The organism is Achromobacter sp. DMS1 (assembly GCF_001270295.1).
This window is the reverse complement of sequence record NZ_LHSJ01000109.1, coordinates 1-12922: the sequence shown is the minus strand read 5'-3', so window position 1 is coordinate 12922 and position 12922 is coordinate 1. Positions and strand designations below refer to the sequence as shown.

The following is a 12922-nucleotide window of genomic DNA, read 5'->3' as shown; positions in this document are numbered from 1 at the left end:
GAACCGCGCCGCAGCCCGCGGCGTCCGCCACCAGCACCGGCGCGCCAGCCCCAGCCCCACCAGCCCCAGCACGGTCTGCAGCACACCAGATGTGCGCCTCGCACCCCGCCACCAGCACGGTCTTGCGCGCGGGCGGGCAGCCAGGCTTCGAAGCCCGGTTCGCGCACCGAGGAGAAGTGCATTTTCTGGAAGGTGGCCTGCACCGACGCGCTCAGCGGCTCCACCGTGGGGCCCAGCATCTTGCCGTGGTGCTCGGTGGCCACTACGGGCACGTCCAGCAGCCGGGCCGCCCGGGCCAGCGTGCCGGCGCGGGCCAGCACCGAATCGCCGTCGTGGATCACGGGCATCAGCCGCGACTGCATGTCGACGATGAGCAGCGTGGAATCGGAAGCGTTGAGCAGCATGGGAAGACTCCTGGCGTGGAAACTTCCGGCGCGGGGCTCCAGCCCCGCCCGGGCGCGATGTCCCATTATCGCCCCGCCCCCGGAAAGCAGGAACCCGGCGCGAAGCCGGGTTCCTGTGGTGCCTGCCGCGGCTTGCGCGCCTTACTTCAGGGCCTTGTAGCGCAGGCGCCGGGGCTTGGCGCCTTCCTCGCCCAGGCGGCGCTTCTTGTCGGCTTCGTATTCCTGGTAGTTGCCGTCGAAGAACACCACTTGCGAATCGCCTTCGAAGGCCAGGATGTGGGTGGCGATACGGTCCAGGAACCAGCGGTCGTGGCTGATGACCATGACGCTGCCGGGAAACTCCAGCAGCGCGTCTTCGAGGGCGCGCAGGGTTTCCACGTCGAGGTCGTTGGAAGGCTCGTCCAGCAGCAGCACGTTGCCGCCGGCGATGAGCGTCTTGGCCATGTGCAGCCGGCCGCGCTCGCCGCCGGAGAGCTGGCCCACGAGCTTGTTCTGGTCGCCGCCCTTGAAATTGAAGCGGCCCAGGTAGGCGCGCGCGGGCATCTCGAACTTGCCCACGGTGATCAGGTCGGCGCCGTCGGCCACGGCGTCGAACACCGACTTCTTGTCTTCGAGCGCATCGCGGGACTGGTCCACGTAGGCCAGCTTGACCGTCTGGCCGATCTTCACTTCGCCCGAATCCGGCTGCTCGCGGCCGGCGATCAGGCGAAACAGCGTGGACTTGCCGGCGCCGTTGGCGCCGATGATGCCCACGATGGCGCCGGGCGGCACCTTGAAGCTCAGGTTGTCGATGAGCAGGCGGTCGCCGTAGGCCTTGCTGACATTGGCGAATTCGATGACTTCGTTGCCCAGGCGCTCGCCCACGGGAATGAAGATTTCCTGGGTTTCGTTGCGCTTCTGGTATTCGTAGGACGACAGCTCCTCGAAGCGGGCCAGGCGGGCCTTGGCCTTGGCCTGGCGGCCCTTGGGATTCTGGCGCACCCACTCGAGTTCTTTCTTGATGGTCTTCTGCCGCGCGGACTCCGAGGCTTCTTCCTGCTTGAGGCGCTCTTCCTTCTGTTCGAGCCACGAGCTGTAGTTGCCCTTCCAGGGTATGCCGTGGCCGCGGTCCAGTTCGAGGATCCATTCGGCGGCGTTGTCCAGGAAGTAGCGGTCGTGGGTCACCGCCACCACGGTGCCCGGGAACTTGTGCAGGAACTGCTCCAGCCATTCCACGCTTTCAGCGTCGAGGTGGTTGGTGGGCTCGTCCAGCAGCAGCATGTCGGGCTTGGAGAGCAGCAGGCGGCACAGGGCCACGCGGCGCTTCTCGCCGCCCGACAGGTTGCCGACGATGGCGTCCCAGGGCGGCAGGCGCAGCGCATCGGCGGCGATTTCCATCTGGTGCTCGATGTCGTCGGCGCCGCTGGAGGCGGCCGCGGCGATGATGGCCTCGAGCTCGGCCTGTTCAGCCGCCAGCGCGTCGAAATCGGCGTCCGGCTCGGCGTAGGCGGCATAGACCTCGTCCAGCCGCTTCTTGGCCTGGACCACGGCGCCCAGGCCCTCCTCGACGGCCTGGCGCACGGTGTGCGCCGGATCGAGCTGCGGCTCCTGCGGCAGGTAGCCGATGTTCAGGCCCGGCATGGGAATGGCCTCGCCCTCGATCTCGCGATCCACTCCCGCCATGATCTTGAGCAGCGTCGACTTGCCCGAGCCGTTCAGGCCCAGCACGCCGATCTTGGCGCCAGGAAAAAACGAAAGGGAAATGTCGCGCAGGATCTGCCGCTTGGGCGGCACGATCTTGCCGACGCGATTCATGGTGTAGACGTATTGGGCCATGGGCTCGTACCGGAGATGTAGCTGACAAACCCATGATTGTAGGCCGGAACCTCGAAGCTAGACGGATGAACGCCGCCCGCGGGCCGGGCGGGGCCCCATTTGCGCCAGCAGCACGCCGGCCAGCGCCAGCGCGCCGCCCGCAATGTGGAACAGGTGCGGCCGTTCGCCCAGGAAAACGGCGGCGATGGCCACGGTGGCCACCGGCATCAGGTTGATGAAGACGCTGGCGCGGTTGGGCCCGAGGTGGCGCACGCCCTGCATCCAGAGAAAGGGCGCGAACAGGGACGGGAACACGCCCGCGTACAGCACCAGCGGCAGGTTGTCGGCGTTCAGCGGCGAGGCGGGCGCCATGAGAAAGGCCGGCAGCTGGAAGATCACGCCGAAAAGCACCTGCACGTAGAGCGACTGCCACGGCCCCACCGGCAGCGCCCAGCGCCGCAGCAGCACACCGTACAGCGCGTAGGCGAGCGCCGCGCCGCCCATCAGCAGGTCGCCATGGTTCGCGCCCACCGACAGGCAGCCGGGCGGGATCGCCTTCGCCGATGAGCAGGGCCAGCCCCGCCAGCGACACCACGCCGCCCGCCACCGCCGTCCAGGCCGGCCGCTCGCGCAGCACCAGCGCGCCCACGCCGATGGTGAGCAGCGGCACCGTCGCGGTGATCGAACCCATATTGGTGGCGGTGGTCGTGGGCGGCGGCCACGTAGGCCAGGCCCTGGAACAGCCACATGCCCAGCGCGCCCAGCGCCGCCAGGCGCGGCAGGCAGGCCAGCACGAGCCGGCGCTGGGCCCAGGTTCCCGGCAGGGCGAAGGGCGTCAGCAATGCGCCCGCCAGCACCCAGCGGTAAAAGCCGATGGCGGCCGGCGCGATCACGCCCGCCGCCATCTTCGTGACGATCATGTTGACCGACCAGATCAGGGCGGCCAGCAGCGGATACAGCAAATAACGGGCGGGAACGGGAGCGGTGGGGGCGGGGCGCGGCATGGAACGGGGGAAGGGAGCAAACCCCGCATATTAAAGCGCCGGAGCCGAACCCCGGACGCAGCCTTGTAGCACGCGCCCGTTGCACGCGCCCGTTGCTCGCGCCGCCGGCCGTCCCCGGAGCCGCCCGGCCCCGGTCATCCAAGCGTCTGATGCAGCGCACCGCGGTTCGCGCGACAATAGCGCCTGATTTCTCTTGCATCGCCGTGCCGCCGCGGCCTTCTCGCGCCAGGAACTTCCATGTCCGCATCCGCCACTCCCCCCGCCAGCCTCACCCGTTTCAGCGCCGCCGAGCTCGACATGCTGGCCAAGACCGCCGACGCCCTGAGCGCCTATCTCGGCAAGCCCGTACTGGCGGAAGTCGTGCTGGGCGAAGAAGGCACCGAGTGGGTGACCTACGGCGTGCCCATGGACGAAAACGCCGACGCGGACGAAGACCAGGTGCACGTGCAGCTCGGCGGCCCCGGCGCGCGCCTGCTCGGCAACCGCGGCGGCCTGCCGCCCGGCGACGAGGACACCTACGACTGCCTCTACCTGTGGGCCATCCAGATCTCGCTCAACGAGGGCGAGCGCTTCGTCAAACTCGACCATGACGGCGAAGAATCCGCCTGGTCGGACAACCTGGAAGACGTGCTGCCCTTCGCGCTGAGCGAAGACCCGCAGCCGCCCGAAGACGACGAGGACGATGACGAGGAAGACCGGGACGAAAACCCAGACGATCCGCGCGACGACGCCGGGCCGCGCCCCGCCACTGATCCGCGCCGCCCGCGCCCCGCCTGGATCGGCGCGGCCGCGCGGCGCCAGGCTCACGCGTCTTCGTCCGCGTCCAGCGGCAGGCCGAGCGGCACGTGCTCGGTCATGAGCACGCGCAGCATGTCGATGAGCAGCGCGGCCTTTTCTTCGCCGAAGGGCGCCAGCACCGCGCGCTGATGCTGCTGGCCTGTTCACACAGGCCCGCGATGAGGTTGCGCCCTTGGCCGTGATGCGCACGCGCGTCTGGCGGTCGGTCGGCGCGCACCCCCGCGCGCGACACCAGCCCCTCCGCCTCCATGCGCTGCACCACCTTGCTGAGCGTGGGCTGCTTGGTAATGGCCAGCACCGCCAGCGAACCAATGGTTTCGCCGGCGCTGCCCTGCAGGCTGGCCAGCACGCGCCATTCGGTGACGGACAGCCCCGCCGCCTTCACCTGCTGGTGGAACTCCGCCGAAATGCGCTGGCTCGCCTGCGCCAGCAGGTAGGCCAGGTAGCCATCCACGAAACGCGGCGTTTCCGCCGCCTGCGCGTCATCGGCGCGCTGCTTGTTGTGCCGCATGTCCATGTTCTGCACCGTATCCGAAATGTGGCGTCCGCGCATCGGCGCGCGCATCGGCGGCGCCTACGCACCACGCCGGCGCGCGGGCGCCCCGCGATGGTACGCGATGCTGTCCCGCAGCACAGGGTATACCCCTAAGCGGCACCGGTTTCTGCACCATCCAGGGTCACTGGAGCGGCCCCGGAATTCAAGGACAACCAGTATATACACCCTTGTTTTCGCGTGATATTTTTTTCAATCCATGAAATTTCATCTTTTTTGTTGACAGCTAAAACGTTGACTCCTAAATTATTTTCTGGAGGTCGGTTTCGTGACACGGCGATGCTGCGAGGCAGCATGCCCTGACCCCGGAGCGAGGAGTGCCAGATGGCGGAAAGGTCGTTCAAGAAAGAAGTCCAGCAGTTGCGCATAGGCGAAGGCGAGGAATTCCGCGGCGAGGGCATCCTGGCCGTGACCAAGGCCCTGCTGCAATCGGGAGTGGGATACGTGGCCGGGTACCAGGGCTCGCCCATCTCGCACCTGATGGACGTGCTGGCCGACGCCAACGACATCCTCCAGGAGCTCGGCGTGCACTTCGAGGCCAGCGCCTCCGAAGCCACGGCCGCGGCCACGCTGGCCGCCTCGGTCATGTACCCGATCCGCGGCGCGGTGACGTGGAAGTCCACGGTGGGCACCAACGTGGCCTCGGACGCCCTGGCGAATCTGGCCTCGGGCGGCGTGACGGGCGGGGCCCTCGTCATCGTGGGCGAAGACTACGGCGAAGGCTCGTCCATCATGCAGGAACGCTCGCACGCCTTCGCCATGAAATCGCAGATCTGGCTGCTGGATCCGCGCCCCAACCTGGAAAGCATGGTCAAGGCGGTGGAAGACGGCTTCGCGCTGTCGGAAGCCAGCAAGACGCCCGTCATGCTGCAGCTGCGCATACGCGGCTGCCATGTGCACGGCCGCTTCACCGCAAAAGACAACAAGCGCCCGGCCTTCACGCTGGCGCAGGCGCTGGAGCATCCGGCGCGCGACACCAGCCGCATCGTGCTGCCGCCTGCGTCCTTCCTGCACGAGCAGGAAAAGATCAAGGAACGCTGGCCGGCCGCCATCCGCTACATCAAGGAACACCGGCTCAACGAGCGCTTCGAGGGCGACCAGGACGACATCGGCATCATCCTGCAGGGCGGCCTCTACAACGGCGCGATCCGCGCGCTGCAACTGCTGGGGCTGGCCGACAACTTCGGCAACAGCCGCGTCCCGCTCTACGTCATGAACGTGACCTATCCCGTCATCGAGGACGAGGTGCTGGACTTCTGCCGCGGCAAGCGCGCCGTGCTGCTGCTCGAAGAAGGCCAGCCGGACTACATCGAGCAGAACCTGCATGCCGTATTGCGCCGCGCCGGGGCCGGCGCGCACCTCTCGGGCAAGGACGTGCTGCCCATGGCGGGCGAGTACACCACCCAGGTCATGCGCGACGGCATCGCCGCCTTCCTGCGCCGCCACCGCCCTGAATCGCTGCAGACGCATCCGGCCGCGGCCGCCGACGCGCAGGCCGCCGAGGCGCGCCAGCTCGAGATCACGGAGGTTTCGCGGCCCCGTTCCGCGCAGCCCGCCGAGCGGCCCATTACCTTTCACAAGCACGTGGAGAACCTGGCGTCCGTCGTGCCGCCGCGGCCGGCGGGCTTCTGCACCGGCTGCCCGGAACGGCCGATCTTCTCGGCGCTGACGCTGGCGCAGGAAACCCTGGGCCAGCATCACATCTCCTGCGACATCGGCTGCCATCTGTTCTCGATCCTGCCGCCCTTCAACCTGGGCGCCACCACCATGGGCTACGGCCTGGGCGCGTCCAGCGCCGCGGCCTTCAACGTGCCCGCCGCCAAGCGGCCGATCTCCATCATGGGAGACGGCGGCTTCTGGCACAACGGCCTGGCCTCGGGCATCGGCAACGCCGTCTTCAACAAGTACGACGGCGTCATCGTGATCGTGGATAACTACTATTCCTCGGCCACGGGCGGCCAGGACATCCTGTCCTCGCGCGCCGAAAACCCCGACCGTTCCACCAACAACCCCATCGAGAAAGCCGTGCGCGGCGTGGGAGTCAAGTGGGTGCGCACGCTGGACCGCACCTACGACGTGGCGCGCGTGCGCGCCACCCTCGAAGAGCGCTCACCACCGACGAAAAGGGCCCCAAGGTCATCATCGCGCAGTCCGAGTGCATGCTGAACAAGCAGCGCCGCGTCAAGCCGCAGTTCAACCAGGCCGTCAAGGCGGGCAAGCGCGTGGTGAAAGAACGCTTCGGCGTGGATCCCGACGTCTGCACGGGCGATCACGCCTGCATCCGGCTCTCGGGCTGTCCGTCGCTCACCGTGAAAGACAGCGGCGACCCGCTCAAGGAAGACCCGGTCGCGCACGTGGAAAGCAGTTGCGTGGGCTGCGGCAATTGCGGCGAGGTGGCGCATGCCGCCGTGCTGTGCCCTTCCTTCTATCGCGCCGACATCGTGCACAACCCCACGGCGCACGACCGCCGCCTGGCGCACCTGCGCTCGGCCGTGATCGGCTTTCTGCAGCGGCGCCGCGCGGCGCGGCTGGCCCGCTACGCACTCTGACGACGAGGACAGACGCCATGAACCCGGTGGCTTTGCAACAAGGCGCCCCCATCAAGATCGCCATCCTGGCCATGGGCGGCCAGGGCGGCGGCGTGCTCGCGGACTGGATCGTCGACATGGCCGAGCATGCGGGCTGGTGGGCGCAGACCACCTCCGTGCCCGGCGTGGCCCATCTCCACTGCTTGCTCCTGAGTCAACATTGTCGTGGCCAAAAAGCCACCATCATTGCCCAGGTGGGTCAGATTTACTCCGACGGGGTGGGTCAGTATTACACCGGCGCTAACACATACAGCCGATCACTTGGCAACGAACATTCAGGCAAGGCGAGGATGAAAAGGTGGAGGAGTAACACCCAATTTATCGCAGAGAGAATTGAGCCGACTGTCAAATTTTTTGACAGTCGGAATGGGGCAAGGGGCCCAGCCCCATCGGTTTTGTTTTTGCTTTTAGCCTCGCAGAGTCCCCAGACAGGGCCGCGTTTATGGAGCGAAGCGCAATAAACATAGTCGGTCACTAACCATTCAAGCTGAGAAGTTGACCATTAGAAATAACCCGCTAAAATAAATACATAAGAAGAAGAAAAAAGGGGGCTATAAAATGGCCGGGTATCAGTTTATCCATGTCGATTCATACGGCAGAGAGGGGTCTAGTCGCACTACAAAAAAGACGAAAAAGAGCGGCGAGAATGTCACGACGACAACACGAGTACGAAGTGCAAGCGACATCCTTGCAGAGCAATGGAGGGAGCAAGGCGCTTGCCCCCATATTAAGAATCCGCAAGCTCCAAAGCTAATTTTTGGAGTGCCGCCGATGGATGTTTTGCCAATGATTCACGAATGGGCAGACCAAGCAAAGGATGCTCAAGGGCGAAAATTGAGAAAGGATGGCCTCTGTGTTTTGATCGGAGTTGCTTCCCTTCCTCGTGAGATGGAAAGCAATTTTGACGACTTCGCCAAAGATACTGTCAAGTGGCTACAGGAGAAGTACGGGGATCGTCTCAAGTCCGTTGTTGCTCACAATGATGAGGCTCACCCTCACTTGCACTTCTCTGTCGTGCCCCGTATTGGGGAAAGGTTTGACGACATGCACGAGGGTTACAGGGCGAGCAAGCAGGCAAAAGAAGATGGCAAGAAGAAGGGCGAGCAGAATCTAGCCTACATTGAAGCTATGCGAAGATTCCAAGACGAGTTCAGCGGAAAAGTGGCTATGACTCATGGGTTAACTCGTATCGGCCCCGCTCGCCGTCGCCTTACTCGTTCCGAGTGGAACAAAGAGAAGCAGCAAGCTGCTTACTTTGCGAATTTGAAGCGAATTGCCCTGATTTATGCCAAGAAGGGATACAAGCAGGGCATAGAAAAAGCCAAAATAGAAGCCGCTGCTATTATCGAAGAGGCTCAAAAAAAGGCTGATGCTATCGGTTCAAGATTTTCGGCTTTCTTCGCGGGCTTACTTCAGGGGTGGCATCAGCCAACAGCAGAAGCAAAAGCCGAGAAAGAGCGAGCCGAACGACAAGCGGAGCAGGAACGGGATAAAAGAAAGATGGCAGAAAACGCGGCTAAAGAGCAAGCCGATAAGCGAGTTATCGCCATTGCTAATGAGCTACAAGATACCAAGGCTCGCTTAGAAGCGAGCGAAAGGGATGTTTTGAAGCTGGAAGAGGAAAACAACCGATTCAAACAGAAAATCTTCCTTGAAATGCCTCAAAGATTTCCAAAAAACGCGATTTAGGGCCGCCGTCCTTTTTAATTCACTTTCGTGAATTCTTTGCCCTGCGGGTATTCCCGCTTCGCATTGATATTTATCCCTATGCTGTACTGATCTCTTATCGTACTTATGTACTGATATTTAGATGTACAGAGGGATTTGTTTCTTCTTTTCCTCACCGTGCTATCACACGGTTCCGGCAAAGTTTTACCCTACCCGCTATAAAAGCGAGTTGGGACTTTACCGGGGTTCTCCGTGTGATAGCTACCACATAGCACCGGACAGATATAAAGCGACTTTACCTGTTTCGCAGTTCGTAGGGTTTGCTCCTACAGTAGCCGGGTCTGCTGATTGTCTTCCGTGCCGCTTTGCTACTAGTCCATTCTAACGGCTTTGCCCTTGCGGGTTGCAATCTGACAATAGTTCGCTGGTTTATCGTTAAGGATCTCATCCCTTCGCAGTCACATTTAATTTAACGAGCTTCTGCATTACAGCTTAATTATTCATTGCTTGGCATTACGGGAATCGGGAAGGGTTTTTACGAGACGGGAAACAAATCCCCAAAAGAAACCATCTGACCTCGACGCATTACCGTATGCGATAGCTCTAATCTACAAAAACAAAATCGTTTGTCAAGCCCAAAGAACAAAAAAGCCAGCACAGGGCTGGCTTCGTTGTCGGTAATGCGTCTTCGCTCGATGGCTATTGACATCTATCAATATAAGCAAATAAATCTCTTTGTCAAGGCTGTAAAAGGGAAAACCCGAAAAAATTCGGGCTTCCATTACATAACAACATTAACACTGTAGTTGCACAAAGGAGAGGCTTCTACAGCAGTTTTAAGTTAGCAAAATAATTCAGCTTGTCAACCTGTAAGATCTTACAGTATTATCTTGAAACACTTAACTGCCAGACGAGGGCGGCATGGCTACCAAACCGACTGTTAAACCCCAAAATATACTGACTCTGATCAAATGGGTGGCTGCTGAGCAGAAGTTCAAAATTGAAGCTCATAGTGATACAGAGTTTGAAATACGCAAAAATCGGGTTAATTCGGTTAGATTTAAGGTCTATAAAAATACGGAATATATCCAAATACATCAATGGGAAGATAGCGGAGCAAAGTACGGCAAGGCCGTTTATTCCATTCGTGAATACAGTGATGCTATCCAGTTTTGCAATATCTTGATTGCTAGTGAAACTCTTCGGGCAAGAAGAAAAGACCCAGCTTAACTTTGCGCTATTATCGTGCCTATCCGACTGGTAGCAGTTTGGGTAGCAATTTTTGAGGGGAGAATCATGCCTATCTTGTTGATTTTCCAGATAAATTGACTGTTTGGCGAACTCTCCCCCTCTGTCCGCCAAGAATACATGCGCAGAAATGCGTAGAAGTCCGAAAACCCGCACCAGCTAAGGCTCTGCGGGTTTTTTCTTGTCCGGGACAGTCCGCTAAAGTGCGCCAGCAGCCGGGGGTATGAGGGGTTATATCTGGGGGTATGATCGACTATCACTCACTTCGCCAAAGGATCGGCAGGCACATCACCGCAGGAGCGCGTTATTGGGTCTCAAGCCTTTGGCGCGTTCGCCCGTACTGTGCTGGTGGCTGCCAAGCAGGAAGACAGCGAGGGGCGCGTCCTGGCCCGCGCCAAGAGCAACATTTCCATTGATGACGGGGGCGTCACCTACTTCATCGAACCGTGCAGCCTGGACAGCGGCATTCAGACCACCCGCGTTGCTTGGGGCGAGAAGGTCGAGGGATCGGCCCGTGACATTTTGGGGGCGGTGGAAGCGCCGCAACCCGCATCGCGCGAAACCGCGCTTGCGTACCTCGCTCGCCTGCGCAAGACGCTGAACATGCCGGAGCATGCGGGCGAGCTTGCCACGCAGGTGGTGCAGGCCAAGGGCTGGCGGCCGCGTCCTGCCTAGGATTGGCCTTCGCTTCGCGCCGCTGCGGGGCTTGACCAAGAGGCGCGGCCTCTTGGAACACCGTTCTCGCCGAAGGGCAAGGGCGCAGGGGGACAAACATCCCCTGCACCCCGCCGACAGGCTGTTGCGCTGCGCGGGTATCCGGCCGACGTTTCCGACGAAGAATGGGCCTTTGCCGCCCCGGGACCGCGTTGCGAAATCGCCTGGTTTTGATAATAATTGGTAGTGATTCTTATTTAAATTCTGGCGCCGCGAAACCGATCGACGCCCTTACACCGTGCCTATCGAGACATCCCCTCCCGACATCGAGTCCCTGTACAGCAACCATCACGGGTGGCTGCTGTCGTGGCTGCGCCGCCGCCTGGGCGATTCCTTCGATGCCGCCGACCTGGCCCACGATGCCTTCGTCCGCCTGATCCAGAGGCCGCGCCGCTTCGACAGCACGTCGGAGGCGCGCGCCTACCTGCGCGCGATGGCCAACGGCATGTGCGTGGACATCTGGCGCCGGCGCCAGATCGAACGGGTGTGGCTCGAAGAACTGGCCAGCCGGCCCGAAGCCGCGGCGCCATCGGTGGAACACCAGGCCATCGTGGTCCAGGCCCTGCTCGAAGTCGACGCCATGCTGCGCGGCATGCCGGTCAAGGCTGCTAACGCCTTCGTCATGGCGGTCGCCTGCGACATGACGGACAAGGAAGTGGCCGCGGAACTGGGCGTCTCCACGCGCATGGTGCGCAAGTATGTGGCCCAGGCCATGTTCCATTGCCTGCTGCTGGAAGCGCGCGGCGTGGCGGCGGACCTGCCGAGGCACATGCCGCATATCGTTCCGGCCGCTTCCTCGCCCGGCTGAGCGCCGCCCCCGAGCGATCGCCGTGCACGCCGACCCGCCCCTTCCGCCCATCCATGTCCGCCCTTTCGCACCAGGCCCTGCAACAGGCCGCCGAATGGTTCGCCCTGCTGCGCTCCGGCGAGGCCACGGCCGCGGACCGGGCGCAATGGCAGGCCTGGCTGGACGACGCGCAGGAACACCGCAAGGCCTGGCAGCAGGTCGAACGCATCAGCGGCCGGTTCGAGCCGGTCCAGAACAGCCCCAGCCGCGATGCCGCGGCCCGGGGCTTCTGTACCGCCAACACCCGCATGGCGCGCCGCCGCCAGGTGCTGGTGGGCCTGGGCGGTCTGGCCGGCAGCGCCCTGTTCGGCTGGATAGGCTGGCGCCATACGCCGCTGCCCGGCCTGCTGATGGCGCGCTACGCCGACTACCGCAGCGAGACCGGCGAAGTGCGGAGCATCGAACTTCCCGACGGGTCTTCGATCTGGCTGGGCACCGCCAGCGCGTTCGACCTGGACTACCGCAAGAACCTGCGCCGGATTCGCCTGATCGCCGGAGAGATCCTGGTCCAGACCGCGGCCGACCCGGACCGGCCCTTCGTCGTGGATACGCCGCAGGGACGCCTGCGCGCCCTGGGCACCCGCTTCACCGTGCGCCTGGACGACGACGAAACCCTGGTCGCCGTCTACAGCGGCGCCGTCGAGGCCCGCACCGCGGACACCGCCGCCACGCGCATCATCCAGACCGGCCAGCAGACGCGCTTCACCAGCGCAACGCTGGCCGCCGGCGAAATCGCCGACCCCGCGCGCGAAGCGTGGACGCGCGGCATCCTGGTCACGGAGAACACTCCCCTGATCGACGTCGTGCGGGAGCTGCGGCGCTACCGCGGCGGCTACCTCGGCGTCGCGCCCGAAATTGCCCATCTGTCGGTCATCGGCAGCTATCCGGCGACCGATCCGGACCGGGCGCTGGCCATGCTGGAAGCCGTGCTGCCCATCCGGGTGAAACGCCCCCTGTCCTGGTGGGTCAGCATCGAACCCCGGGACGGCGCAGCCTCCAGTCCTTGAACGCCGGGCCTTTCTCGCCCAAAAAACCTGCCGCTCAGGCAAACCGGTTCCGCTTTCGAGCCGCTCGCTCGATCTAATCAATGAGAGCTTCTCAAACAGGACCCGCCCCGCTCCGGCCGGGCGCCTTGTCGCTCTCATCGATAAACCGCGTCTGTGGAACCCCGTCCTTCATGTCTCGTCATCCCGCCGCTCGTGCCGCATGCCAGCCCGCCCATCCCTCGATTCGCCCGTCGCGGCGCCCGGGCGCCCCATTTCGTCTCGCGCCGGCAGCCCGCATCGCCCAATTGGCATTCGCCG

The 12922-nt window shown here is 63.1% G+C and carries 10 protein-coding genes and 3 pseudogenes; 8 read left to right on the top strand and 5 right to left on the bottom strand.

Going from position 1 to position 12922, the window contains the following annotated elements; all coding sequences use genetic code 11:
- The 3 genes and pseudogenes from AD428_RS14115 to AD428_RS14105 form a co-directional block, all read right to left on the bottom strand.
- Positions 1-404: isochorismatase family protein (locus AD428_RS14115; protein WP_200908041.1), on the bottom strand; the 404-nt coding region annotated here is incomplete at its 3' end.
- 141 nt (positions 405-545) lie between these two features.
- Positions 546-2219, bottom strand: a complete 1674-nt coding sequence (gene ettA / locus AD428_RS14110) for an energy-dependent translational throttle protein EttA (protein ID WP_053245601.1) — start codon at positions 2217-2219, stop codon at positions 546-548.
- A gap of 57 nt (positions 2220-2276) precedes the next feature.
- Positions 2277-3202: pseudogene (locus AD428_RS14105) on the bottom strand (DMT family transporter).
- Positions 3203-3439: 237 nt separating this feature from the next.
- Between AD428_RS14105 and AD428_RS14100 the strand changes: the two are divergent.
- Positions 3440-3940: pseudogene (locus AD428_RS14100) on the top strand (hypothetical protein); the annotation flags it as partial.
- A gap of 115 nt (positions 3941-4055) precedes the next feature.
- On the opposite strand, the gene AD428_RS14095 reads toward AD428_RS14100, so the two are convergent.
- Positions 4056-4565, bottom strand: a complete 510-nt coding sequence (locus tag AD428_RS14095; protein ID WP_369798763.1) for a MarR family winged helix-turn-helix transcriptional regulator — start codon at positions 4563-4565, stop codon at positions 4056-4058.
- Positions 4566-4645: 80 nt separating this feature from the next.
- Positions 4646-4897 carry a hypothetical protein gene (locus AD428_RS26150; protein ID WP_152968098.1) on the bottom strand — a complete coding sequence of 84 codons (252 nt, stop codon included), beginning with the start codon at positions 4895-4897 and terminating at the stop codon, positions 4646-4648.
- On the opposite strand from AD428_RS26150, the pseudogene AD428_RS14090 reads away from it, so the two are divergent.
- The 7 genes and pseudogenes from AD428_RS14090 (at position 4878) to AD428_RS14065 (ending at position 12625) form a co-directional block, all read left to right on the top strand.
- Positions 4878-7102: pseudogene (locus AD428_RS14090) on the top strand (thiamine pyrophosphate-dependent enzyme). The gene AD428_RS26150 and the pseudogene AD428_RS14090 sit on opposite strands and share 20 nt — an antisense overlap.
- 17 nt (positions 7103-7119) lie before the next feature.
- The gene (locus AD428_RS26145) at positions 7120-7602 is read left to right on the top strand and encodes a hypothetical protein (RefSeq protein ID WP_053245600.1); all 483 of its coding nucleotides are present in this window, start codon (positions 7120-7122) and stop codon (positions 7600-7602) included.
- A gap of 97 nt (positions 7603-7699) precedes the next feature.
- Positions 7700-8830, top strand: coding sequence for a plasmid recombination protein (locus tag AD428_RS14080; protein WP_082308407.1), 1131 nt, complete (start codon positions 7700-7702; stop codon positions 8828-8830).
- A gap of 900 nt (positions 8831-9730) precedes the next feature.
- Positions 9731-10039, top strand: coding sequence for a hypothetical protein (locus AD428_RS26140; RefSeq protein ID WP_152968097.1), 309 nt, complete (start codon positions 9731-9733; stop codon positions 10037-10039).
- 360 nt (positions 10040-10399) lie between these two features.
- Complete coding sequence (locus tag AD428_RS27085) at positions 10400-10732, top strand: hypothetical protein (protein ID WP_053245598.1); 333 nt, start codon at positions 10400-10402, stop codon at positions 10730-10732.
- 277 nt (positions 10733-11009) lie between these two features.
- Positions 11010-11579 (top strand): sigma-70 family RNA polymerase sigma factor, encoded by a 570-nt coding sequence (locus AD428_RS14070; RefSeq protein WP_053245597.1) that lies wholly within the window; start codon positions 11010-11012, stop codon positions 11577-11579.
- Positions 11580-11632: 53 nt separating this feature from the next.
- Positions 11633-12625: a FecR domain-containing protein gene (locus AD428_RS14065; RefSeq protein ID WP_053245596.1), complete on the top strand. Its 993-nt coding sequence runs from the start codon at positions 11633-11635 to the stop codon at positions 12623-12625.
- Positions 12626-12922 lie beyond the last annotated feature (297 nt).